The sequence below is a fragment of the Insolitispirillum peregrinum genome (genome assembly GCF_900156605.1).
GTDB lineage: Bacteria > Pseudomonadota > Alphaproteobacteria > Rhodospirillales > Rhodospirillaceae > Insolitispirillum > Insolitispirillum peregrinum.
Map to the genome: position 1 here is coordinate 102,906 of NZ_FTOA01000007.1, position 21,979 is coordinate 124,884.

The window sequence follows — 21,979 nt, forward strand, 5'->3', positions numbered from 1 at the left end:
TGCGGTCGGTCGGCACAAAGCACAACACCCAAAGCCCGCGCGGGGCTTCGGGGGAAGGGTTTTGGCTCATCCTCTTTCATCCGGACTGTTACCGTCGGCTCTGGCTTTGCACCAGATCTGCTGACCCCGCCCGGAAGACCGGACGGACGCTCGCGGGCTGCACGGTTCGGCACAGGGTGCCAAAGGTCGTGTTACCGCCGGTCGGGAGTTTCACCCTGCCCTGAGAACAAGCAGCCACTCGTGATGAGCAGCAGGGGGCGAAGGTTCCCGATCTGCCGGGGCCTGTCAAGGGACGGGAAAGGGGAGGATCAGGGTGCCACGAGCATGGCGTCTGCCGGAAGGGCGGCAAGGCGGGTCAGCAGGCTGTGCATGATCTGCCGCAGGGCGTCAAAAGCGGGCAGCGGCTGATAGGTAGCCTCGTTCATGTACAGGTGGCGGCTGATCTCGATTTGCAGCGCATGCACCCGCTGCGCCGGGCGGCCATAGTGGCGGGTGGTGAAGCCACCGGCATAGGGGGTGTTGCGCGTCACCCGCAGGTCATTTTCCAGCAAAATCTGGTGCGCCAGCGCGGTCAGCGGGCGAGCACAGGAACTGCCGTGGCAATCCCCCAGCACAATGTCGTTCAACGGCCTCCGCCGGGAGGTATCGCCGTTGACGGGCAGGCCCGAGGGCATCGAGTGGCAATCAATCACCAGACAATAGCCAAAGCTCTGACAGGTTTCCTCGACCAGTTGCCCCAGAGCGGCGTGATAGGGGCGATAGCAGCGGGCAATGCGCTGCTCGGCCTCGGTAACGCTCAGGCGGTCGCGGTAAATGTCGGCCCCGTTGGCCACCATCCGCGCAATGGTCCCCAGCCCGGCCTGAACCCGCGGGCTGCGGGTGTTGGCGTGGGCAGGCAGCGGGCCGTCGAGCATCGCCGGGTCCAGCTCATAGGGCTCGCGGTTGGCATCGAGATAAGCACGCGGGAAATTGGCGCACAGCAGCGGTGCCCCCACCTGCGGGGCATCGGCAAACAGGTGCTGAACATGGGCGTCTTCGGACCGGCGCAGGGTGTGGGCGTCCAGTTTCGACTGCGCCACAAATGCCGGAGGATAGTAATACCCCGAATGCGGCGAACACACCACCAGCGGCACCGTCTGTTGCGCAGGCCGGGTGATGGTAAATGCTGCCGGAGCCAGCGGGTCGGCAGGCATGAAGGGCGCACCAATCCCGTCCGATGCCAGCAGGGCATCAGAAGCCGGACGCTGCCCGTCCGGGCCGATGGCCAGCGGCAGGTATGATGGCGCAAACGAGTTCATGCAAAAAGCCTACACCAATCCCGCATCGCAACCAAGGCATCCGATCACCATATCAGTAATCCCTTGATTCCAAGGGCAGAAGCGGCTTTCCGGCGGTCAGGCAAAAAAAATGACAGGATGGTGAAAAAAAGTGTTGCCAAGGGTGCAGAGGGCCTCTATAAACCCCTCCACGCACTGACCGGCGAAACAAATAAAACGAACCGGATGGTGCCTCGCAGAGCCAAGACTACTCCGCAGGCAAAGCGATCAAGGGCGTATAGCTCAGCGGGAGAGCACTACGTTGACATCGTAGGGGTCACTGGTTCAATCCCAGTTACGCCCACCATCGAAACCCTCAGGGAAACCTGGGGGTTTCGTCTTTTCCGGGCCTTTTTGAGTGCGCTGACGCGATTTGCGGGGCGCTGCCCCACACCCCGCCGGGGCCTTGAGGCCCCGGACCCCGTTTTTATTCGGTAACTCCCCTTGTCGATCATTCAAGGATAGTTGCAAGGCGGGCCAGCACCTCATCCATGATGCTGTCGGGCACCGTTTCGGCATAATGGCCGTGGCGGGCGGCTATGTCCAAGGCGCGGGGTTGGTCGCATCGTATGATGCCGGTGGTAATCAGGCCGTATCCGGCGAGGGGGACAGCGAAGCCCCGGACCTTGGCGAAGTTTCCGCCGTTGGTGATCGGCAGGACAACCGGAATCCCGAGCGCGCTGTTGAAGGCCGAGGGGGAAACGATCAGGACGGGCCGTTTCTCCTGTTGCTCATGCCCTTTGGTTGGGTCCAGAGAAACAATGAAGATGTCACCACGGTTCATCAGATCAGTTCATCCCCAACAGCAGGGGCATCAATCCAGTCGCGGTCGCCTTCGGAGGCTGGGGCTGAGCCATCACACTGAGCCAGCAATTCGGCGAGGGTGTAGGACGGGCGGGTTTGCGGGGTCACGATCAACTGCCCGTCAGAGACGGACAGGGCAACCGATGCTCCGGCGCTGATATGAAGCTGGGACAGCATGGCGGGTGGCACCGGCATCATCACCGAACCGCCAACCTTGCGCAGTTTGGCTACGGGCATTTTGAGACCTCGGATTTAAGTTATATTTTTATATAACATATCCCGGTCCCGTCGCTAACCTGATTCTTTCGGTGCTCCGGCGCAAGTCCAGTGCCATCCCCCCCTTCCCGGGATCAAAGGGCCAATGGCCCTTTGCGGGCGCGGGCAGAGCCCGCCTCCTCCCCCTGCACACAGCCCCCTACCGGCGGAAAATAAAGCTCTCCAGCGGCAGACGTTGCTGCCAGCCGAACCGCTCCAGCTCGGGGTCGCGGTGCTCTTCCTGCGGATAGCCGAGGCAGAGGTACGATACCAGATCCCAGTGCTCGGGAACGTTGAGGCTTTCCTTGGCGTCGATGGGGTCGATGATCGAGACCCAGCCGACACCGACGCCCCAGGCGCGGGCGGCCAGCGCGAGGGTCTGGACGGCTCCGGCGACGGAGTAGTGCAACGTCTGGGGGATGGTTTGCCGCCCCAGTCCGTCACCGGCCTGCGGGTCGTTGTCGCAAAAGATTGCCAGCTGGACCGGGGCATCATCCAGGCCGGACAGCTTCAGCGAGGCATACAGCCGGGCCTTTTCGCCCTTGTAGGCGTGCAGGGCCTCGGAGTTGGCGGCGGAGAAGTTGCGGCGGATGCGCACGCGCAGGCCGGGGTCTTCGACCAGCACAAAGCGCCACGGCTGGCTGTGGCCGACCGACGGCGAGTGGGTGGCGAGGCGGAGGATTTCGGTCAGCACATCGGGGGGGATCGGGTCGGTGCGAAACCGCCGCACGTCCCGCCGCCATTCAATCAGATCAACGAGCTGTTGGCGAAAGGCGGCGGAGAAATGCGGCGTATCGCTCATGATGCGGATGAATCCCCGTCGGTGGTCGGCCCATCCGTGGAAGGTTCGTCAGAGGTCCGCTGTTCGGCCAGGGACGAATGGCGTTCGCTGCGCAGCGGGCGGTCGGGGCGGCGACCCCAGCGCAGTTCGGTGACCACGCCGTGCAGGGTTTTGACTTCCTGCCGGGTCAGACCGGCGCGGGCAAAGATCGAGCGCAGGTTGCGGACCATGCCGGGGCGCTTGTCGGGCAGGCGCAGGAAACCGCAATCGTCCAGCTCGCGCTCCAGATGCTCGTACAGGCCGAGCAAGTCCTGATGGGCAGCGGGGGGCGAGGCGCGTTCGGCGGGCTGTTCGGTCGGGGTCTGATCGACCGAGGAATACCACTCATAGCCGACCAGCAAGACCGCCTGCGCCAGATTCAGCGAGCAGAAGCTGGGGTTGAGTGGGACTTCGATCACCGCGTTGGCCAGCGCCACGTCGTCGTTTTCCAGCCCGGTGCGCTCGCGGCCAAACAGGATGCCGACCGGCTCGATGGGGTCGAGGCTGAGGGCCTGACGCATTTCACCGGCGGCTTTGCGCGGGGTGACGATGCGCTTCATCATGTCGCGGCGGCGGGCGGTGGTGGCATAAACATGGACCAGATCGGCCACCGCCTCTTCGGTGCTGTCATAGACGCGGGCGTTTTCGAGGATCGCATCGGCGCCCGAGGCGGCATTGATCGCCCGTTCGTCCAGATGACTGACCCGTGGCCGCACCAGACGCAGGTCCACCAGCGCGCTGTTGCCCATCGCACGGGCGGTGGTGCCCATGTTTTCGGCCAGTTGCGGCTCGACAAGGATGATGGCTGGCGCGGTTCCGCGCATGGCCAGAACGTCCTTTTGCAGGATCGCCCGGCCCCGCTGGCGCCAGTCGGGGATTTGTTCAACCAACTTATTCGAGTCCCTTGCTCTTCAACAGGTCCGCAGCGACGCTGCGGGCTTGGTCGCGGCCCATGCCGGGTTGCAGGGCCGGATCATACACCAGAGCCGCAGCCATCCGGCCCAGCCCGTGGAACATCATGCCATCCTGCCGGACGCGGAACACGTCGCCGGCCATTTTGGCATCGATGGTAAAGCCCAGCGCGGTGGCGAGTTTTTCGCCCAGACAGGCCGAGCGGCTGCTGGCCGACAGGCCGTCGGCAATCAGGATCGAGACATTGTTGAGGACGGCGGCCTCGGCTCCCAGCACGGCGCAGCCTTCACGCTTGTTGGTCAGCGCATTGGCGGCAGCGGGGGGCAGGGTCGGCAACAGGTCGTCCATCGCGCTGGCGGGCACGGTGATGATCGCCAGCGAGGTTTCCGGCGGGATGTCGCGGGTGAAAGGCTGTTCGTTGGCGATGCTGATGTCCAGACCGGGCAGGGCATCATAGACGGCCAGCAGGTCAGAAACGGCGCTGCTCCACGGGCGTTCCGTGCTGTCGGTTTTGGCCGGAGCACCGATCAGGGCCACCCGCACCGGGCCTTGCCAGCGGCGCAGATAGGGACCGGTGCCGGTCGGGCCTGCCTCGCCATAGCCGGAAAAGGCGATCTGGTCGAACAGTTGCAGGGTTCGTGCCTGCGAGGGCTTTTCCATCTGGGTGGGGTCGGCAGTGAAATAGCCGATCCCCAGCATCAGGAACAGCGTCCCGAAGGTCAGCAGCAGCAGGTTGCGCAGCATCAGACCGAGGCTCCATCGCGGAACAGTTTATAGACGATGGCATCGCGCAGGGCGTTATAGGAGGCATCAATAACGTTGCCCGACACCCCGACGGTGGTCCAGGTGTTGCCGCGCCGGTCGGCGCTTTCGATCAGCACGCGGGTGACGGCGGCGGTGGCGGCTTCGGGGGTCAGGATGCGCACCTTGTAATCGACCAGCTTCAGGTCCTGTAGCTCGGGGTAGACCGGCAACAGCACCTTGCGCAGGGCGGCGTCCAGCGCGTTGACCGGGCCGTTGCCTTCGGCGACCGCCATCTGGGTGGCATCGCGCAGGCTGACCTTGACGGTGGCTTCGGACAGGGTGATCAGGTCGCCACGGGCATTCCACCGCCGTTCGTCGATCACGCGGAACGAGCTGAGGCGGTAGTATTCCGGCACTTCGCCCAGATAGCTGCGCGCCAGCAGCTCAAAGCTGGCTTCGGCACCGTCATAGGAATAGCCGGAAAACTCGCGCTGCTTGACCTCGTCCATCATCCCGGCGATGCGCGGGTCCTTCGGGTCGATGTCGAGGCCGATTTCACGGAAGCGGGCGACAAAGTTCGACCGGCCCGCCTGATCGGACACCAGAATCTTGCGGTGATTGCCGACCAGTTCGGGGGCGATGTGCTCGTAACACTTGGGGTCTTTTTCGACCGCCGAAACGTGCAGCCCGCCCTTGTGGGCAAAGGCGGCTTCGCCGACATAGGCGGCATTGCGCAGCGGGGCGCGGTTCAGGCGCTCGTCCAGCTCGCGTGAGACCTGGGTCAGCCGGGTCATGTCACTGGCCGACAGACCGGTTTCATAGCCCATCTTCAGTACCAGCGACGGGATCAGCGAAATCAGGTTGGCGTTGCCGCAGCGTTCGCCCAGCCCGTTGAGGGTACCTTGAATCTGGCGGGCCCCGGCGCGGACGGCGGCCAGACTGTTGGCGACGGCGTTTTCGGTGTCGTTGTGGCAATGGATGCCGACATGGCTGCCGGGGACGACCTTGGTGACGGCGGCAACGATGCGTTCGACTTCGTCGGGCAGGGTGCCGCCGTTGGTGTCGCACAGCACCACCCAGCGGGCCCCGTTGTCATGGGCGGCCTTCAGGCACTTCAGGGCATAGTCGGGATTGCCCTTGTAGCCGTCAAAGAAATGTTCGGCGTCGTAGATGACTTCTTTGGCCTTGGTGGTGGCGTGGCGGATGCTGTCGCCGATCATGCGCAGGTTTTCATCCAGATCGACGCCCAGCGCGACGGTGCACTGGAAATCCCAGCTCTTGCCGACCAGCGTGATCACGTCGGCCCCCGACGACACCACCGGAGCCAGTCCGGGATCATTGTCGGCCGAACGACCGGCGCGGCGGGTCATGCCAAAGGCGGCCAGCTTGGCGCGGTGCAGGGTCGGCGGATTACCGAAAAAGGCGTCGTCGGTCGGGTTTGCGCCGGGCCATCCCCCCTCAATATAGTCTATCCCCAGCAGGTCCAGCGACTGGGCAATGGCGGCCTTGTCGGTCGCCGAAAAGTCCACGCCCTGGGTCTGCGCGCCATCGCGCAGGGTGCTGTCATAGAGATAAACGCGCTTGTCACTCATCGGGGGAAAAGACTCCTGCACGCCGGGCGGTCCGGGTCGAGCTTCCGGAGGTCCGGCCGGGATGGATTGCTGGCGACGGCCAGCCCGGGGCATTGAAACTAACGAGGGCAACCGGTGGCGACAAGGGAAATGTACGCCCGTTCACGGGGATTGCCTGCTGACCGGCGACGGCCCCAGCGGCAGGGGCGGCACCACCTCGCCGGAAAACAACCGCTCCAGCCCGAGGACGGCAATCATCCGCTCGTCGATGGTCAGCACCGCCTGCAGGAACGGATGGCTGGCGGTGGAGTCGGTTTCCGGCACCGCCGACAGCGCCGACTGGGGCACGGTCAACACGTCATCAACGGCATCGACCAGCAGGCCGACGGTGCGCTCACTGACCGCCACCATCATGATCACATGGGTGGCGGTGGGCTGGGTCGGCCCCTGTCCGAAACGGGCGCGCAGGTCATAAATCGGCACCACCACCCCGCGCAGGTTGATCACTCCCCGCACATAGGGCGGGGTGTTGGGCAGCGGAGTGGTTTCGGTCCAGCGTTTGAATTCACGGATGGCCAGAATATCGACGGCAAATTCACTGCCGCCGACGGTAAAGCTGACGTACTGCTGCATCGGCCCGCTGGGGGTGTCATCGTCGGTCGTGGGGATGCCGTCGTTGAAAAACGGCGTGAACAGGGTATCAGCCATGCGGATCGTCTCCCTCGCGGCGATGACGGCGGGCGGCCAGCAGGCGCAGCCCGGCGACATCGAGAATCAGGGCAACCCGGCCATCGCCCAGAATGGTCGCCGCCGAAATGCCTTCGCAGTGCCCGTAATTGCGTTCCAGGCTTTTGATCACCACCTGCTGCTGGCCGATCAGGCTGTCAACCACCAGTGCCACCTTGCCGCCATCCTCGGCTTCGCACAGCACCACCAGTGCGCGGGTCGGGTCGCACGGGTCCGAACGATGGCCGAACATGCGGGCCAGATCGACCATCGGGGTATACTGCCCGCGCACCGACAACACCGGGCCACGGCCAACCAGATGATGGATGGCGTCGGCAGCCGGTTGCAGGCTTTCCAGAATGTTGGCGATCGGCAGGACATAGGTCTCATCGCCCGCCTGCAACAGCATGCCGTCCATCACCGCCAGCGTCAGCGGCAGGGTCAGGGCAAAGGCGGTGCCGCGTCCCTTGTACGAGCGGACCAGAATGCGCCCGCCCAGCGCGTTGACGTTGGCGCGCACCACGTCCATGCCAACGCCCCGCCCCGAGATGTTGCTGATCAGCTCGACGGTTGAAAAGCCGGGATGGAACATCAGCTCGTACAGCTCGTCGTCGCTGGGGTCTGCGCCCCTGGGCAGCAGGCCCTGTTCGATGGCCTTTCGCTTGATGGCCGCCAGATTGATCCCGGCACCATCGTCAGAGACCTGAATCACGATCCGGCCAGAGCGGTGTTCGGCCAGTACGGTGATGGTGCCATCCTCGGGCTTGCCTGCCGCCCGGCGTTCTTCCGGGGGTTCGATGCCGTGATCGATGGCGTTGCGGATCAGGTGCATCAACGGGTCGCTCAGGCCCTCGACCACGCTTTTATCGACTTCGGTTTCTTCGCCGATCAGGATCAGGCGAGCCCGTTTGCCCAGCGCCTGCGCGGTTTCGCGCACCAGCCGGGGCAGGCGGGCAAAGGCGCTTTTGACCGGCTGGGCGCGGATGGCCATCACGCTTTCCTGCAACTCGCGGGTATGGCTGGCCAGGTCTTCCAGCCCCTGGAACAGCATCGGGAAGCGGTCTTCCGCCAGACCTTGTGCCTGTTGCGCCAGCATCGCCTGCGTGATCACCAGCTCGCCGACCATGTTGACCAGCCGGTCGATGCGTTCGACATCGACGCGGATGGACGACGCCGCCTGCTGTGGCCCTGCCCATGGCCGCACCGGGTCCAGCGGGGGGTCTGTTTCGGGGGAAACCGGCTCGGGCAGGGGAGTGGGGTCTACCTCTTGCACAGGGGCGGGGCTATCCGTGGTCAGCAGGCTGCCAACCCCCAACGGGTCAAAGCCGATCCGGCTGCCATCGTTGGCGGTGATCTGTGGCGGACACAGCGGGGCGACAAAGGCGAACGGCTCGGCCACCACTTCGGGGGCAATGTCGGTGGTCAGCGAGAGGGTCCAGCGCAGATAGCTTTCGGTCAGCTCCAGCGCGTCCAGTGGCGGGATGTGGCTGCTGTCGCAGACAGTCTGCAATGGTCCCAGCGCTTTCAGGGCGCGCAGGACCAGCAACGGCTGATGGCCCGCCGCCAGCGCCTTGGCGTTGGGGGCAAAGTCGATGGTCCAGACGCGGGGGGGCGGAGCCGCTGGGGGCGCCGGAGGTACCGGGGCCGTGTCGGCGCGGATGACCGGGAAATCCGGCAGGGTATTGGCTGGTGCCGCTGGCGGGGTGCTGTCGGCGGGCGTTCCCAGCAGGCGACGCAGCTCGGCCAGCACCGGCGGGTTTTCCGGCGGCGGAACACCGTCGCGGTCGGCGCTGACGCAATCGGCCAGTGCATCGCCCGCCCGCAGCAGGGTTCCGACCAGCGCATCCGACGGGGCCATCCGGCCCGAGCGGATGGCGTCGAGCACCGTTTCGGTCAGGTGGGCGACCTCGACCAGTATGCCGCTGCCAAAGGCACCGGCACCGCCCTTGATCGAATGGGCGGCGCGAAAGGCGGCGGCGACGGCGGCGGCGTGCTGGCCACCGGCATCCGGGGCCGCCAGTGCGGTCACGCTGTCTTGCAGGCTGGCAAGCAGCTCTTCGCATTCATCGAAAAAGGTGCGGCGCAGGCGGTCAAGTTCACTCATCGGCTCAGACCTCGACCGGCCAGGTCATCAACTGGGGAAACAGGCCATAGCTTTCCAGCTGGGCCACCAGATCCTCGGACGGGGCTTTCAGCACCCACGGGTGGGCAGTGGCGTTGGCACTGGCGACAAAGGACAGCAGCACCTGCACGCCCTGCACCGACAGGTGCTGGACGGCGCTGGCGTCAACCTCGATCCGCCCGCTGGTTGCCAGCGCCGCCAGCAGGCTGTTGCGCAGCATCACCGCATCCCCCGGAGTCAGCAGGGCGGGCAGTTCGACGCGGGTGCTCATGCCAGTGGCCCGAGAACGGCTTCGATCTTGCTGCGCAGGGTCGGCACGTCAAACGGCTTGACGATGTAGTTGTTGACCCCGGCGGCAATGGCGGTGCGCACAGAGTCGGCATCGTTGCGGGCGGTCAGCAGGATGAAGGGCGTGCGGCCAATGATCGGGTTGGCACGCAGGCGGGCCAGCAGATCCAGACCGTCCATGCCGTCCATGGTCCAGTCGGCAATCACCAGATCGAAGCGTTTTTGCCCCAGCGCGGCAAGGGCTTCGGTGCCGTTGGCGGCCTCGACAACATCGCTGACACCGATTTGGCTCAACCCGTGGCGGGTCAGCCCGCGAATGCTGGCATGGTCATCAACGACGAGAACGGCAAGGGTATGGGCGGTCGGCATGATGGCAGTTCTCTCTTTACGTCCGGCACAAGGTCAGCAGGCGGGAAACAAGATGCGGTATCGGGGTGATAGGCAGATCGGGGATGCGGCGCAAGGCATCCTGACGGGCAAAGGCGAACAGGCAGCCCGAGGAGCCTTGCACCAGAGCCTGTCCTCCGGCGTGGTGGACGTGCTGCAATCCTTCCGCACCATCGGTGGACTCGCCACTCAGCAGGACGGCAATCGCCTGTCCGTGGGCGGCGATGGCGAGGGAGCGCAGCAGGTGGTCATGCGGGTGTGACAACGGGCGGGGCAGGCAGCGCAACTGCCATGGCTCCGGCTGGCCGGGGGGGGCTGTGGCGATGGTGGTTTCCTGTTCACCCGGGATCAGAATGATGCTCCCACAGCTCAGCGGCAGACCGTCGGCGGCGATGTGGACCGGCAGCGTGGTGCGGGCCCGCAGCAGGGCGGCAAGGTGATCCGGGGCGACCAGCGGCAGGCGGGGGGCCAGCAGCAGGGGCGGGGCTCCGGCGGGCCAGTGGCTGGCCACCTCCAGCATGGTGGGCAGGCAGCCAAGGCCGCCAACCAGAACGCACAGACGGGACAGGAACGGCGGACTGCCCAGTGAGGGCGGTGGTGCCTGAATCACCGGATGAGGCTGGGCGTGGGCTTGTCCGGCCAGCCGGACCTTGGCAATCAGCTCTTCGGCCAGCGCGTCAAAGGCGGCTCCGAGTGCGGTCGGTTTGCCGACCACGTTCACCGCCCCCAGGGCAAAGGCTTCGGCGGTGGCGGCGGCGCCCTCGCGGGTGAGTGACGAGACCATCACCACCGGCAAGGGATGCAGTCGCATCAACTGGCGCAGAAAGGCCAGCCCGTCCATGCGGGGCATTTCCACATCCAGCGTCAGCACATCGGGGGCCAGCTGGGCAATCTGGCGGCGGGCCAGCAGCGGGTCAGCAGCGGCTCCGACAATCGAGATGTCCGGGGCACGGGACAGGGCGGCGGTGATCATGTCACGGGCCAGCGCCGAGTCGTCAATGATCAGGGTCCGCAGCGGCTTCATGACGGGGTTCCCCCGCTGGTGGCGGGTCTTGTCTGTTGGGCCTGCCGCCGCCGCACCCACACCTTGCCGGTGCAGGGCTGGAAATAAACCCGCCGCGAGGCGGTTCCGCCCAGATCCTGCGCGACCGGGGTCAGGCCTTGCCCGTTCAGAAAGCGCAAGGCGCAATCGGCATTGCGTTTGCCGACGCCCTCCAGCACCGGAACCATTTCAGCACCGCCAAACACCTTGGCTTCCAGTGTGTCGCGCTGGGCGCCCTGTGCCAGCAGGGTAGACAACAGATGCTCCATGGCGTCTTCACCATAGGGATGATCGGCATGGGCCGGGAACAGGGGTTGGTCGCCGCCGGGGGAGGGCATCAGGAAATGATTCATCCCGCCAATGCCGCGCGTCCGGTCGCGCAGGCAGACGGCAACGCAGGAGCCGAGCAGGGTGGCGAGCACCTCGTCCTGTTCGGCCAGCACACAGGCCCCTTGCGGCACCCGCCGGACGGTCCCGCCAAAGGCGCGGTCATAGTACAACAGCGACAGGCCAGCGGATGACGGCATCACGGCAGCCTCCGGTAAATGGTACGGGCAACCAGCTGGAACCGGTTGGACAGGCCGAACAGGTTCTCGGAATGGCCAATATAAAGATAGCCATTCGGGCGCAACAGGTCGGCCATCCGTTCAAACAGCCGGGTCTGGTCGGCCCGGCTGAAATAAATGGCAACGTTGCGGCAGAAAATGGCGTCAAACGGACCGTGCATCGGCCAGCTGTGCATCAGGTTCAGTGGTTTGAAGGCGATCAGCTGGCGCAGTTTTTCATCAACGATAAAATGCCCGTCGCTGTGCGGGTGGAAAAAACGCTGGCGGAAGTCGGGTGGAACCCGCTCCAGCTCATGGGTGCCATAGACCCCGGCGGCGGCCCGGCCAAGGACATCGGTGTCGATGTCGGTGGCCAGAATGCGGGCATCCCACCCGGCGAGCGAGGGCAGGGCGGCACTGAGAACCATCGCCAGCGTATAGGGTTCTTCGCCACTGGAACAACCCGCCGACCACAGCCGCAAACGTCGCGGGTTGGTCCGGAGGCCGTGCAGGATATCGGGCAGGGCCTGACGGGCGAAATGGTCGAAATGGTGGGGTTCGCGGAAAAAGCGGGTCAGATTGGTGGTGATGGCATTCAGGGCGGCGGTGGTTTCCGGGCCATGGGGGTCTGCGGCCAGCACGGCGCAATAGTCCTGAAAGGACACCAGCCCCAGCGCCCGCACGCGCTTTGACAGACGGGCATAGACCATGTCGCGCTTCTTGTCGCTCAGGTCGATCCCGCTGCTCTGGCGGGCGAGCCGGGCGATGAACGAGAAGTCGCTGTCGGTAAACGGCAGGTTCCAGTCGTCGAGAACGGGCATGGGCTTCCTGAAAGACTACAGGGGCAGCAGCAAAGCTGTCAGGGAAAGCGTGTTCCAGAGCTGTGTGGCCGCCGCGTTGGAGCGAAAACCGGCGTCCACCTTTCGCGCACCTCTTAGAACTCCGACCAGTCGGCATCCTGCTCAAAGCCCGGATGGTGCGGCGCAGACGGGCGGGGGGCAGGCGGACGCTGGCGGGTAACGGCCACCGGTCGGGACAGGCCGGGGGCCGACATCATCGGGCGCGCCGGGGCGGTTGCCTGCGGGCGGTTCAGGCCGGGACGCGGGCGATGGGACAGGTGATGGACATCTTCGACATCGGCATCCTGCCAGCCAGAGGTGCCCTGCCAGCCATAGCTGTAACCATGGGACGGGGTATGATGATCATCGACCCGGAAATAGGATACCAGATCGACCAGCGCCTCGGCCTGCACCGACAGCGAATGAGCGGCAGCAGTGGTTTCTTCGACCAGCGCGGCGTTTTGCTGGGTCATTTCATCCATCTGGGTGACGGCGGCATTCACTTCGTCCAGCCCGGAAGACTGTTCCCGGCTGGCCGAGGCGATTTCACCGATGATCGCCGCCACCGAGGTGATCGACTCCACGATCCCCTCCAAAGCCCTGCCAACTTCGCCCACCATCTTGACGCCGTCTTGGACCTGTACGTTGGACCGCTGGATCAGCTCCTTGATTTCCTTTGACGAGCGGCTGGTGCGCTGGGCCAGTTGGCGGACTTCGGCGGCCACCACCGCAAAGCCGCGCCCGGCATCGCCTGCCCGCGCCGCTTCGACGGCGGCATTCAGGGCCAGCAGGTTGGTCTGGAAGGCGATCTCCTCGATCACGGTGGTGATTTCGGAAATCTTGCCCGAGCTTTCCTCGATCCGGCCCATGGCGGTGACCGCGGGGCCAACGATCCGGCCACCCTTTTCCGCCGCAAGGCGGGCTTCGCTGGCCAGTTCGTCGGCCTGCTGGGCGCTGTGGGCATTCTGGCGGACGGTGACCGCCAGTTCTTCCATCGCGGCGGCGGTTTCTTCGAGGTTGGCGGCCTGCTGTTCGGTGCGGGTGGCGAGGTCTTCGCTGCCCTGGGCAATCTCCGCTGAGGCATTGTGGACCGCATGGGCGGATTCGGCGATCTTGCGCACGATATCGGCCAGACGGTCGGCCATCTGGTTGGTGTTGTCGGCCAGAGCCTGGAAGGCGCCCTCGTAGGGGCGGTCAATCCGGCGCATCAGGTCGCCTTGCGCCAGCACGCCATTGACCTCGACCAGCTCACCCAAACTTTCGCTGACCGTATCGACAAAGTTGTTCATCCGTTCGGCCAGACTGCGCAGGAAACCGCGCTGGCTGTCGACGTCCAGCCGTTGCGAAAAATCACCCGAAATCCCGCAGTCAACCAGACGGGCAATGTCGCGTTCCATCCGCAGGCGTTCGCTGAGGTCGATCCACTCGCAGACCATCCCCAGATGTTCGCCCCGCTCGGTGGTCACCGTATTGACCCGCACGTCAAACGATCGGCTGCCCAGATCAATCTGGCCGCGCTGTGCCCCTTGCGGGCAATTGCTCAGCATGTCGTGAAAGGCCGGTTTGGGGAACACCTGCCGGATCGGCGTGCCGAGGGCATCGGTCAGGCTGAAGCCCTTGATGTCACTGCTGATGGCGGCGCTGTGGCTGTGGAAATGCTGGCGGGCGGCATTGTTCATGTCGGTCAGGGTGCCATCGGAAGACACCACCAGTACCGGCGTGCCGACGCAGTCCAGCGCCGCTTTCATGCGGTGGGTGCGTACGGCATTTTCGCGGAACACGTCCAGCGCCTTGGCCATCTGGCCGACCTCGTCCTGCCGACCGCGTGCGGGGACCGAAATCCCGGTCTCGCCGTCAGCCAGCCGGGCCATCAGCCGTTGCAGTTCGGACAGCGGGCGGCTGATGCCGCGGGCAATCATCGCCGCCAGCACACCGGCCAGACACAGCGCCAGAATACTGGCGCTCAGGCTGGCCCAGAGCTCGGTGCGCAGGCTGCTGATACGGGCCTCCAGCAGAACGGTCAAGGAGGACAGGCCGTCTTTCCACAGCTGGATCACCGCCGACTGCATCACCGTATGCGAGCTGATGATGTCACTGCGGTCAAAGTCCAGTCCGCCCTGTACCATGCGGGCAGTCAGTTCCAGCGTGCGGATATAGGCGTTGATGCTGTCAGCAGCCTTGAGGAACGACGGACGCAGCGAGGCCGCCAACTGGCCGCCGTCGTTGTTTTCCACCGCGATAGCGATCGCGCCCTCCATCGACTCGACGGTCGAGCGTGCCCGCGCCAGCAAATCCATGAACCGCTGCTGGTCGATCGGGGTGGCCGCCCGCATGGTCCACAGCACGGCGGTGGCCTTTTCCAGATTGGTGATCAGGGTCGGCATGCGCAGGACCACCAGATCCATCACGTAATAGCTGTCAAGATCAGGATCGAGAATCAGGTTGGAATGGTCCCCGACGCGGGAAACCAGATCCCGCAGGGCTTTCAGCGCCGCCAGATGTGATTCGGCCCCGAACTGCGCCCCTTGTTGTCCCGACGCCATGTAGGCCGACAGGCCCTGACGGGCGGTGGCGGCCTGAGCGCTGCTCAGCATGGTGGCCCCGAAACGCTGCTCGCTGCTGTCGATCAGGCTGTCGGCCTTTTTCAAGGCGGCGCTGATGGTTGGGCCCAGGTTGTCGCCATCGGCATTCAATGCTTCCCAATGTCCCCGGGTCAGGGGGTCAATGGCATCGGTGATCGAATCGATATAGACTGTGCCGTCTATTTCCTTGCGGGCGAAATTGATCGCCTTGCCGCTGTGGTCCAGTAACAGCCATGCCAACAGGATCACCGGGATCAGGAAGACCGCACACAACAGGGCAAGCTTGCGGGCAATCGGCACGTTGTTGAGCATCAGGGCCTCGTGGAGTCGACAGCAGCGGGACGGTGATAGGGAAAAAAGACCATGCAGCCAGGGAGTATAAGTGCTCGCAAGGTTTGAACACAGTTTAATCCGCCATGAAAATATGCTTTATCAGAAAGAGGAGCGCATTTTTTGGCTCGTAAGCCAAGATTCTGCGGGTGATCTTCAAGTATTTGTTACCCTTGGTTGTTTTTGCTGGTTTCAGGTAGCCAGATCGCAGGAAAGGTGGGTTCGGATATGGCGAACGCAGACAGTCTTGTTCTGACTCAGGACCTGTTTGAAGCTGTCGCAATCGGCGTGTTCAGTGTCAGCCTTGACGGGGTGATTCTGTCCGCCAATCCGGCTTTTGCCACTCTGCTGGGCTATGCCTGTCCGGCAGACCTGCTGGTCGCACGGATCAACCTGTTCAATGACATCCATGTTTTTGCCGGCGAAACCCGGCAGGTACAGCAGGTGCTTGCCACGGGAGGCATGGTCCCTGCCAGCGAAGTCCGCATTCGTCGCAATGATGGCGTCCTGCTGTGGGGGCGGGAAACCCTGCGGCCAGTGATGGCGGCCGATGGCCGGACGGTGCGGGTGATTGCCGGGACGATGGAAGACATTACCGCCCGCAAGCTGCACGAGGAAATTGCGGCGGATATCGAGACCAAATACCGCTCGATCTTCCAGAATTCGGTCGAAGGCATTTTCCAGATTACGCCGGGCGGTGATTTCATCAGCGCCAATCCGGCGCTGGTGCGCCTGTTTGGCTTTACCGACGAACAGGCTTTGGTGCGTTCGATACATTTTACCGGCTGCTGGACCGATGAAGCCACCCGCCAGGCCTTTGTGCAGGCACTGGCCGAGGGGCAGGAGCTGCAGCATTTTGAAACCGCCGCCCGCCGTCAGGATGGGCGCGGCATCTGGATTGCGGTCAACGTGCGCACCCTGCGCGATGCCACCGGGCAGGTGCTGTATCACGAAGGCACCATCGAGGATATCACCGTCCGCAAGCTGACCGAACTGGAGCTGGCCGCCGCCCATCGCCAGTTGCAACATGCCAAGGATGCCGCCGACGAGGCCGCGCTGGTGAAAAGCGATTTTCTGGCGCTGATCAGCCATGAAATCCGCACTCCGCTGAACGGCATTCTGGGGATGACCTCCCACCTGCTGGAAGAGGTCCACGAGCAGGACCACCGCGATGCGCTGGAAACGATCCATTTTTCGGGTGACTGCCTGCTGTCGATGATCAACGACGTGCTCGATTTCTCCAAGCTGGAAGCGGGCGCGCTGGAGCTGGAGAAGCTGGTCTTCCAGCCCGGGCGTCTGGCCAAGGGGGTGGTGGACCTGTTGCACATCCGCGCCCGCGAGCGGTCGGTGCAATTGGGGCTGTCCATGGCCCCGACCGTGCCAGAGGCGATGGTCGGTGATCCGACGCGGGTGCGGCAGGTGCTGCTCAATCTGGTCGGCAACGCCATCAAGTTCACCGATCACGGGTCGGTCACCGTGTCGGTCGCCTGCGACCTCAATCCTGATGCCACGGCGACCTTGCGGATCGAGGTGCAGGATACCGGCATTGGCATCAGCGCCGAGGTGATGCCGCGGTTGTTCCAGTCGTTCCGGCAGGCTGATCCGTCGATTACCCGCCGCTATGGCGGTACCGGGCTGGGACTGGCGATCTGCAAGCGGCTGGTTGACCTGATGCAGGGCCGGATTGGCTGTTCCAGCGAGCCGGGGAAAGGCAGCCTGTTCTGGTTCGAGGTTCCGGTGGCGATTGCGGCGGGTGACAGTCGGTCCGGGCCAGAGACGGGCAAGGAACGGAGCAAGGCATCCCGCCCGCTGATGACCATGACGCAATCCCTGACCATTCTGGTCGCCGAAGACAATCCGATCAACCAGAAGGTGGTCCGCGCCATGCTGGAGCGGCGTGGGCACCGGGTGGTGATGGTCGGGGATGGCCGGGCTGCGGTCGAGGCAGCGCGTACGCAGGTGTTCGATGTGGTCCTGATGGACATGCTGATGCCGGATATGGATGGCCTTGCCGCCACGCAGGCGATCCGTGCGCTGGGGCAGACCCTGCCGATCATTGCCCTGACCGCCAACGTGTTGCAGGACGAGCGCGACCGCTGTCTGGTGGCCGGGATGAACGCCTTTTTGTCCAAGCCGATCAGCTCGGCCCAGTTGTTCGAGACCATCGAGCAGTTGACCCTGCAGGCATCCGGCCAGCGCGATGCAAAGCCGGTGGTGGTTGACGTGCTGGACTTCCAGCGCCTGCAGACGATGGTCAATGAACTGGGGATGCCGTTGCTGCAGGACATCATCCGGGATTACAGCCGGGAAGCGCGTGAGGCTTGTCAGGCACTGTGTCGCCCCTCGATCACGGCGGCGCAGGCCATTCCCCACGCCCATGACCTGAAATCCACCAGCGGTGGTCTGGGGCTGCGGGAAGTGCAGGACCTGGCCGGGCGGCTGGAAACCTGCGCGCTGGATAATGTCTGGACCCAGGCTGAGCCATGGCTGGCCCGCTTGCCTGCGGCCCTTGACCGGGCCTTGCTGGAACTGCGGCGGGCGCTGGCGGAAAGTTCGGGGGCCGGGGCCATTGGCTGGTAAGCTGCCGGGGGACGATGCCCCCGGCAAGGTGTGGAGCAGCACTCCACGATCCTGTTCCCCTCGTTGTCGATCTCAGATGATCTTGCCGGGATTGAACAGGTTTTGCGGGTCCAGCGCGGCCTTGACCGCCCGCATCACGTCCATCGCGTCGCCCAGTTCGTGGGTCAGATAGTCGCGCTTGCCGTGGCCGATGCCATGTTCGCCGGTGCAGGTACCGTCCATCTCGATCGCCCGCATCACCAGCCGCGAGTTCAGGCGCTTGGCTTCGGCGATGTCCTGCGGGCTGTCGGGATCGACCAGAAACAGCACATGGAAATTGCCGTCGCCGACGTGGCCGACCATGGTGCTTTTCAGGAAGCTCTGTTGCAGGTCGTGCTTGGTTTCGATGACGCAATCGGCCAGTCGGGAAATCGGCACGCAGGTATCGGACGAAATGCCCTTGCTGCCAGGCTTCAGCGCCAGCGCGGCGTAAAAGGCGTTATGGCGGGCGTGCCACAGCTTGTCGCGCTCATCGGCGTTGGCGGTCCACTGGAAATCGACCCCGCCATGGGCGGCAGCCAGCTCCTTGACCGTTTCGGCCTGTGCGGCAATGGCCTCGTCGCTGCCGTGGAATTCAAAGAACAGGGTCGGGGTCACCGCATAGGACAGCTTTGAAAAGCGGTTGACCGCATCCATCTGGTTTTCATCAAGGAATTCGACGCGGGCCACCGGGATGCCCAGTTGAATGGTGTCGATCACCGTATTGACCGCCGCGCCAACATCGGGGAACGGGCAGACGGCGGCGACCACCGCTTCGGGGATGCCATACAGGCGGACGGTGACTTCGGTGATGATCCCCAGCGTGCCTTCCGAACCGACAAACAGCCGGGTCAGATCATAGCCCGCCGCCGATTTGCGGGCACGGCGGGCGGTGCGGATCACCCGGCCATCGGCCAGCACCACGGTCAGCGACAGGACGTTTTCGCGCATGGTACCATAGCGCACGGCGTTGGTGCCGCTGGCGCGGGTCGAGGCCATGCCGCCCAGCGAGGCATCGGCTCCGGGATCAATCGGGAAGAACAGGCCGGTATCGCGCAGGTATTCGTTCAGTTGCTTGCGGGTGACGCCTGCCTGCACCGTCACATCCATGTCGGCAGGCCGCACCGACAGGATGGCGTTCATGCCCGACACGTCAACGCACACCCCGCCATGCAGGGCGGCAATGTGACCTTCCAGCGAGGTGCCGGTGCCAAAGGGGATAATCGGCACCCCATGGCGGGAGCAGGTGTTGACGATCGCCACCACCTCGTCGGTGGTCAGGGCAAAGGCCACCGCATCGGGGGCCGCGGGGGTGTGATAGCTCTCGTCACGGCCATGCTGATCCCGGATCACCTGAGCGGTGCTCAGGCGATCGCCCAGCAGCGAACGCAGATCGTCGAGGCAGGCGGCCAGAGCATCAGCCGACGGCGACGGGGCAGGGGCAACAGAGGCAAACAACGGAGCAGTCATAATCAGGTCAGGTCCACTTCGTGACAGGGATGTCCACAGGCGGCGACAAAGCGGCGCAGGTCGTGGTTGGAAATGGTGGTGGTGGCGGTGTTTTCCAGCGGGTGATAGTTCAGCACCGGCTGCTGCATCATCCACTGGTCGAGCACCACCGTCAGCGAGGGGGTGGCACGGTCGTTGAACAGTGCGAACGGCGTCACCGAGCCGGGTTCCACCGCCAGCACCCGCCGCAGCCGGTCCGCCGAGCCGAACGACAGCCGTTTCGATCCGATGCGGTCGGGCAGTGTTTTCAGGTCAATGGTGCGGTCGGTCGGGCAGACCACCAGCCACATCGCCTTTTTGGCATCGCACAGGAACAGGTTCTTGCAATGCACGCCGGGAATGTCGGCCCAGTGTTCGGCCCCATCTTCGACGGTGAAAATCGGCGGATGGTCGATGGTGCTGGTGGTGATGCCCAACTGCTCAAGAAAGGCAAACAGGGCCTGCCGGGCAGAAGACCGGTCCGTCATTTGAACAGCGCCTTGATGGCATCGGTGGTGCGGGCCGCCGGGTTGGCGCGGATGTCGGCTTCCTGTTTGGCGAGATAGTAAAAGATGCCGTCCAGCGCCTTGTTGGCGACATAGTCGTTGAGATCAAGGTTCAGCGACGAGGCCATCGGCAAGGATTTGGCCTGCGCGGTCAGGGCATTATAGCTTTGTACCGCGCCCACATCGGCCAGACTGCTGTCGATCACCGGCTTCAGCGCGCTGAGCAATTCCGGGGTGGTGGTGCGCTTGAAATACTGGGTGGCCGAGTCCGACGGGCCGCTGAGAACGCCGCGCGCATCGTCGATGGTCATCTTGCTGACCGCGTTGCCAAAAATCGAGGCGGCCTTGGGGGCGGCGGTTTCGGCGGCCTTGTTGAGCCGCTGTTCCAGATCATCGGCCAGCCCCGAGGCCCCGACCATCGCCAGCCCTGATTTCACCTTCGCCAGCGGGCCGGGCAGGGGGATATGCACCGCCGCGTCATTCAGAAAGCCACCCGGCTTGCCGACGGTGGCGACCGCCTTTTCGGTCCCCACCCGCAGGGCGTCCTTCAGGCCGGTGGCAATCTGGCTGTCCGACAGGCTGGCCCCCAGCGTTGACGAGGATGAGGAGGACGATGATGAACTGGTGGAGCTGGTTCCGGCAATGGTCCCCAGCGCCTTTTTGCTCAGGGCATTCAGAGTGTCGTTGGCCATCACGGGCGTTGCGGCAGCACCGCACAGCAGGGCAAGGGCCGGAATCAGCAGACGGTGTTTCATTGGTGTGCTCCCCCGAGAAAGTGCGCGCATAACGCTCTGGATCGTGGCGGCACGGTAGCAGGAGGCGAGGGGGTTTGTCGCCTCCCTTATCCGAGGATCCGGCAGGGGAGCATCCTGCTTACCACTGCGACAGGTCGGCAATCCCGTTCTGCCGGAAACAGGCCTGCATGGCGGCAAAGCTGGGGTCGCTGCGCCAGTCGCTGCGGCATTGGACCTTGCGGTGGGCGATGACTTCGGCGCGGCAATCCCGGGCGGCTTTCGGTACTTTCGATGTGCCGGTAAACGCACCGTTTTCGTTGCTGCACGGCAGGGTCATGCTTTCCAGCGCCGGAACCCGGCCTGTGGTGCTGGTGACGGCGGTGCTGGAGGGCAAAGCCTTGTCGGCAGCAATGGAGCGGCCAAGGGCGGCAAAATCCTGTGCCGTCGAGGCCCCCACCGCAGCCCCCAGTCCGTTGGCCATGTAGTCCTGTGCCATCAATGCCATGGCGGCATCCGGCGAGGTCTGGCCGGTCATCACGCCAACCACCTGCGTCAGGTTGGTGGCATTCAGACCGCCCATCGCCCCGGACATCTGACCCATCGACGAAGCGAGCAGACCGCCGGCGGCGGTTTGCAACAGGGCACCGAACAGGTCGGTTCCGGCGCTGCTTTGGGCCTGTGCCTGCGCTTGCGCTTGCGCAACGGCGGCGTCCTGTGCCTGGGCTGACGATACGGCGGCCTGATACTGCGCCCGAATCCCGGCAATCTTTTGCGGATCGGCCGGGGCGAGGATCAGGTCGTGCTTGGGGCGGACAGCCTCGGAGGCAAAAATGCCATAGTCACGGGCACCGGTCCGGCTGTTGGTGCGGGTGCCGGAGAACATGTAAATCCCGACCTGTGCCGCCAGTGCATCCGTTCCCCGCTGTGTGGTGGGGGGCAGGCTGACGTATTCAAATTGACCTTCGTAGACCAGCCCGTCGCTGCCTTCCAGTCGGCCTTCCTTAAAGCTGTTGATGGCGAGACGGGTAAAGGGATTGACCGCTTTGGTCATGGTTCCAGCGTAAAACTGGGTTGGGGTGCGCCACTGTTCTGCGTAGCTCCAGTCCCGGTTGGCATCGGTGCGGAACTGATAGGTGACACCGGGGTGGGCCGGGTCTTGAACCTCATAGCTGGCACTGGGGGCAAACAGGCCGTTGCTGAACGGACCGCGATAGGTGTTGTTGTCGTAGGTGCTGAGGAAAACGCCGATGCCGTTGTCGCAATTGCCCTCAATGCAGGTTCCATTGCCAGGCATGGCCGAGACGGTGGCGGGGGCCAGCATCGTTGATGCCAGCAACAGGACGGTCAGGGAGGCAGAGTGGCAACGCATC

General features: G+C 64.4%; 20 protein-coding genes, 1 tRNA gene and 1 riboswitch. Of the genes, 2 read left to right on the forward strand and 19 right to left on the reverse strand.

Annotated features, from left to right (window positions below; translation table 11 throughout):
• Positions 1–64 precede the first annotated feature (64 nt).
• Positions 65–232: riboswitch (FMN riboswitch) on the reverse strand.
• Positions 233–308: 76 nt separating this feature from the next.
• The gene (locus tag BW995_RS17355; protein ID WP_245821519.1) at positions 309–1,298 is read right to left on the reverse strand and encodes an N-formylglutamate amidohydrolase; all 990 of its coding nucleotides are present in this window, start codon (positions 1,296–1,298) and stop codon (positions 309–311) included.
• Positions 1,299–1,548: 250 nt separating this feature from the next.
• On the opposite strand from BW995_RS17355, the gene BW995_RS17360 reads away from it, so the two are divergent.
• Positions 1,549–1,623, forward strand: a tRNA-Val gene (locus tag BW995_RS17360).
• Positions 1,624–1,767: 144 nt separating this feature from the next.
• On the opposite strand, the gene BW995_RS17365 is transcribed toward BW995_RS17360, so the two are convergent.
• From BW995_RS17365 to BW995_RS17430, 14 genes are all read right to left on the reverse strand, one after another.
• Positions 1,768–2,100 carry a type II toxin-antitoxin system PemK/MazF family toxin gene (locus BW995_RS17365; RefSeq protein WP_076401693.1) on the reverse strand — a complete coding sequence of 111 codons (333 nt, stop codon included), beginning with the start codon at positions 2,098–2,100 and terminating at the stop codon, positions 1,768–1,770.
• Positions 2,100–2,357, reverse strand: a complete 258-nt coding sequence (locus BW995_RS17370; RefSeq protein ID WP_076401694.1) for an AbrB/MazE/SpoVT family DNA-binding domain-containing protein — start codon at positions 2,355–2,357, stop codon at positions 2,100–2,102. Before BW995_RS17370 ends, BW995_RS17365 begins: the two co-directional genes overlap by 1 nt.
• 178 nt (positions 2,358–2,535) lie before the next feature.
• Positions 2,536–3,177 carry a 5,6-dimethylbenzimidazole synthase gene (gene bluB, locus BW995_RS17375; protein WP_076401695.1) on the reverse strand — a complete coding sequence of 214 codons (642 nt, stop codon included), beginning with the start codon at positions 3,175–3,177 and terminating at the stop codon, positions 2,536–2,538.
• The gene (locus tag BW995_RS17380) at positions 3,174–4,085 is read right to left on the reverse strand and encodes an RNA methyltransferase (RefSeq protein ID WP_456152105.1); all 912 of its coding nucleotides are present in this window, start codon (positions 4,083–4,085) and stop codon (positions 3,174–3,176) included. Before BW995_RS17380 ends, bluB begins: the two co-directional genes overlap by 4 nt.
• Position 4,086: 1 nt before the next feature.
• Positions 4,087–4,851 (reverse strand): DUF2927 domain-containing protein, encoded by a 765-nt coding sequence (locus BW995_RS17385; RefSeq protein WP_076401696.1) that lies wholly within the window; start codon positions 4,849–4,851, stop codon positions 4,087–4,089.
• Positions 4,851–6,443, reverse strand: coding sequence for a citramalate synthase (gene cimA, locus BW995_RS17390; protein ID WP_076401697.1), 1,593 nt, complete (start codon positions 6,441–6,443; stop codon positions 4,851–4,853). Before cimA ends, BW995_RS17385 begins: the two co-directional genes overlap by 1 nt.
• A 141-nt stretch (positions 6,444–6,584) precedes the next feature.
• A complete protein-coding gene (locus tag BW995_RS17395; protein ID WP_245821520.1) occupies positions 6,585–7,130 on the reverse strand; it encodes a chemotaxis protein CheW in 546 nt (181 codons plus the stop codon).
• Entirely contained in the window at positions 7,123–9,252 is a 2,130-nt protein-coding gene (locus tag BW995_RS17400) for a chemotaxis protein CheA (protein ID WP_076401698.1), read from the reverse strand. The genes BW995_RS17395 and BW995_RS17400 overlap by 8 nt, the downstream gene beginning before the upstream one ends.
• Positions 9,253–9,256: 4 nt before the next feature.
• Entirely contained in the window at positions 9,257–9,541 is a 285-nt protein-coding gene (locus BW995_RS17405; protein ID WP_076401699.1) for an STAS domain-containing protein, read from the reverse strand.
• Complete coding sequence (locus tag BW995_RS17410; protein WP_076401700.1) at positions 9,538–9,927, reverse strand: response regulator; 390 nt, start codon at positions 9,925–9,927, stop codon at positions 9,538–9,540. Before BW995_RS17410 ends, BW995_RS17405 begins: the two co-directional genes overlap by 4 nt.
• A 16-nt stretch (positions 9,928–9,943) precedes the next feature.
• Complete coding sequence (locus BW995_RS17415; protein ID WP_076401701.1) at positions 9,944–10,969, reverse strand: chemotaxis protein CheB; 1,026 nt, start codon at positions 10,967–10,969, stop codon at positions 9,944–9,946.
• Entirely contained in the window at positions 10,966–11,514 is a 549-nt protein-coding gene (locus BW995_RS17420; RefSeq protein WP_076401702.1) for a chemotaxis protein CheD, read from the reverse strand. Before BW995_RS17420 ends, BW995_RS17415 begins: the two co-directional genes overlap by 4 nt.
• Positions 11,514–12,353, reverse strand: coding sequence for a CheR family methyltransferase (locus tag BW995_RS17425; protein ID WP_076401703.1), 840 nt, complete (start codon positions 12,351–12,353; stop codon positions 11,514–11,516). Before BW995_RS17425 ends, BW995_RS17420 begins: the two co-directional genes overlap by 1 nt.
• 113 nt (positions 12,354–12,466) lie before the next feature.
• Positions 12,467–15,265, reverse strand: coding sequence for a methyl-accepting chemotaxis protein (locus BW995_RS17430; protein WP_076401704.1), 2,799 nt, complete (start codon positions 15,263–15,265; stop codon positions 12,467–12,469).
• 246 nt (positions 15,266–15,511) lie between these two features.
• Between BW995_RS17430 and BW995_RS17435 the strand changes: the two genes are divergently transcribed.
• A complete protein-coding gene (locus tag BW995_RS17435; protein WP_076401705.1) occupies positions 15,512–17,863 on the forward strand; it encodes a PAS domain-containing hybrid sensor histidine kinase/response regulator in 2,352 nt (783 codons plus the stop codon).
• A gap of 72 nt (positions 17,864–17,935) precedes the next feature.
• On the opposite strand, the gene BW995_RS17440 is transcribed toward BW995_RS17435, so the two are convergent.
• The 4 genes from BW995_RS17440 to BW995_RS17455 form a co-directional block, all read right to left on the reverse strand.
• On the reverse strand, positions 17,936–19,351 hold the full coding sequence (locus BW995_RS17440) for an FAD-binding oxidoreductase (RefSeq protein WP_076401706.1): 1,416 nt from the start codon (positions 19,349–19,351) through the stop codon (positions 17,936–17,938).
• 2 nt (positions 19,352–19,353) lie between these two features.
• Entirely contained in the window at positions 19,354–19,857 is a 504-nt protein-coding gene (locus tag BW995_RS17445; RefSeq protein WP_076401707.1) for a prolyl-tRNA synthetase associated domain-containing protein, read from the reverse strand.
• Positions 19,854–20,630 carry a DUF4197 domain-containing protein gene (locus BW995_RS17450; RefSeq protein WP_076401708.1) on the reverse strand — a complete coding sequence of 259 codons (777 nt, stop codon included), beginning with the start codon at positions 20,628–20,630 and terminating at the stop codon, positions 19,854–19,856. The genes BW995_RS17445 and BW995_RS17450 overlap by 4 nt, the downstream gene beginning before the upstream one ends.
• Before the next feature lie 118 nt (positions 20,631–20,748).
• Positions 20,749–21,978, reverse strand: a complete 1,230-nt coding sequence (locus BW995_RS17455; RefSeq protein WP_076401709.1) for a hypothetical protein — start codon at positions 21,976–21,978, stop codon at positions 20,749–20,751.
• Position 21,979 lies beyond the last annotated feature (1 nt).

Bases quoted from the DNA above. Each gene is read 5' to 3' on its own strand.
- BW995_RS17355 (WP_245821519.1), bottom strand. From the start codon at position 1,298: ATGAACTCGTTTGCGCCATCATACCTGCCGCTGGCCATCGGCCCGGAC.
- BW995_RS17365 (WP_076401693.1), bottom strand. From the start codon at position 2,100: ATGAACCGTGGTGACATCTTCATTGTTTCTCTGGACCCAACCAAAGGG.
- BW995_RS17370 (WP_076401694.1), bottom strand. From the start codon at position 2,357: ATGCCCGTAGCCAAACTGCGCAAGGTTGGCGGTTCGGTGATGATGCCG.
- bluB (WP_076401695.1), bottom strand. From the start codon at position 3,177: ATGAGCGATACGCCGCATTTCTCCGCCGCCTTTCGCCAACAGCTCGTT.
- BW995_RS17385 (WP_076401696.1), bottom strand. From the start codon at position 4,851: ATGCTGCGCAACCTGCTGCTGCTGACCTTCGGGACGCTGTTCCTGATG.
- cimA (WP_076401697.1), bottom strand. From the start codon at position 6,443: ATGAGTGACAAGCGCGTTTATCTCTATGACAGCACCCTGCGCGATGGC.
- BW995_RS17395 (WP_245821520.1), bottom strand. From the start codon at position 7,130: ATGGCTGATACCCTGTTCACGCCGTTTTTCAACGACGGCATCCCCACG.
- BW995_RS17400 (WP_076401698.1), bottom strand. From the start codon at position 9,252: ATGAGTGAACTTGACCGCCTGCGCCGCACCTTTTTCGATGAATGCGAA.
- BW995_RS17405 (WP_076401699.1), bottom strand. From the start codon at position 9,541: ATGAGCACCCGCGTCGAACTGCCCGCCCTGCTGACTCCGGGGGATGCG.
- BW995_RS17410 (WP_076401700.1), bottom strand. From the start codon at position 9,927: ATGCCGACCGCCCATACCCTTGCCGTTCTCGTCGTTGATGACCATGCC.
- BW995_RS17415 (WP_076401701.1), bottom strand. From the start codon at position 10,969: ATGAAGCCGCTGCGGACCCTGATCATTGACGACTCGGCGCTGGCCCGT.
- BW995_RS17420 (WP_076401702.1), bottom strand. From the start codon at position 11,514: ATGCCGTCATCCGCTGGCCTGTCGCTGTTGTACTATGACCGCGCCTTT.
- BW995_RS17425 (WP_076401703.1), bottom strand. From the start codon at position 12,353: ATGCCCGTTCTCGACGACTGGAACCTGCCGTTTACCGACAGCGACTTC.
- BW995_RS17430 (WP_076401704.1), bottom strand. From the start codon at position 15,265: ATGCTCAACAACGTGCCGATTGCCCGCAAGCTTGCCCTGTTGTGTGCG.
- BW995_RS17435 (WP_076401705.1), top strand. From the start codon at position 15,512: ATGGCGAACGCAGACAGTCTTGTTCTGACTCAGGACCTGTTTGAAGCT.
- BW995_RS17440 (WP_076401706.1), bottom strand. From the start codon at position 19,351: ATGACTGCTCCGTTGTTTGCCTCTGTTGCCCCTGCCCCGTCGCCGTCG.
- BW995_RS17445 (WP_076401707.1), bottom strand. From the start codon at position 19,857: ATGACGGACCGGTCTTCTGCCCGGCAGGCCCTGTTTGCCTTTCTTGAG.
- BW995_RS17450 (WP_076401708.1), bottom strand. From the start codon at position 20,630: ATGAAACACCGTCTGCTGATTCCGGCCCTTGCCCTGCTGTGCGGTGCT.
- BW995_RS17455 (WP_076401709.1), bottom strand. From the start codon at position 21,978: ATGCGTTGCCACTCTGCCTCCCTGACCGTCCTGTTGCTGGCATCAACG.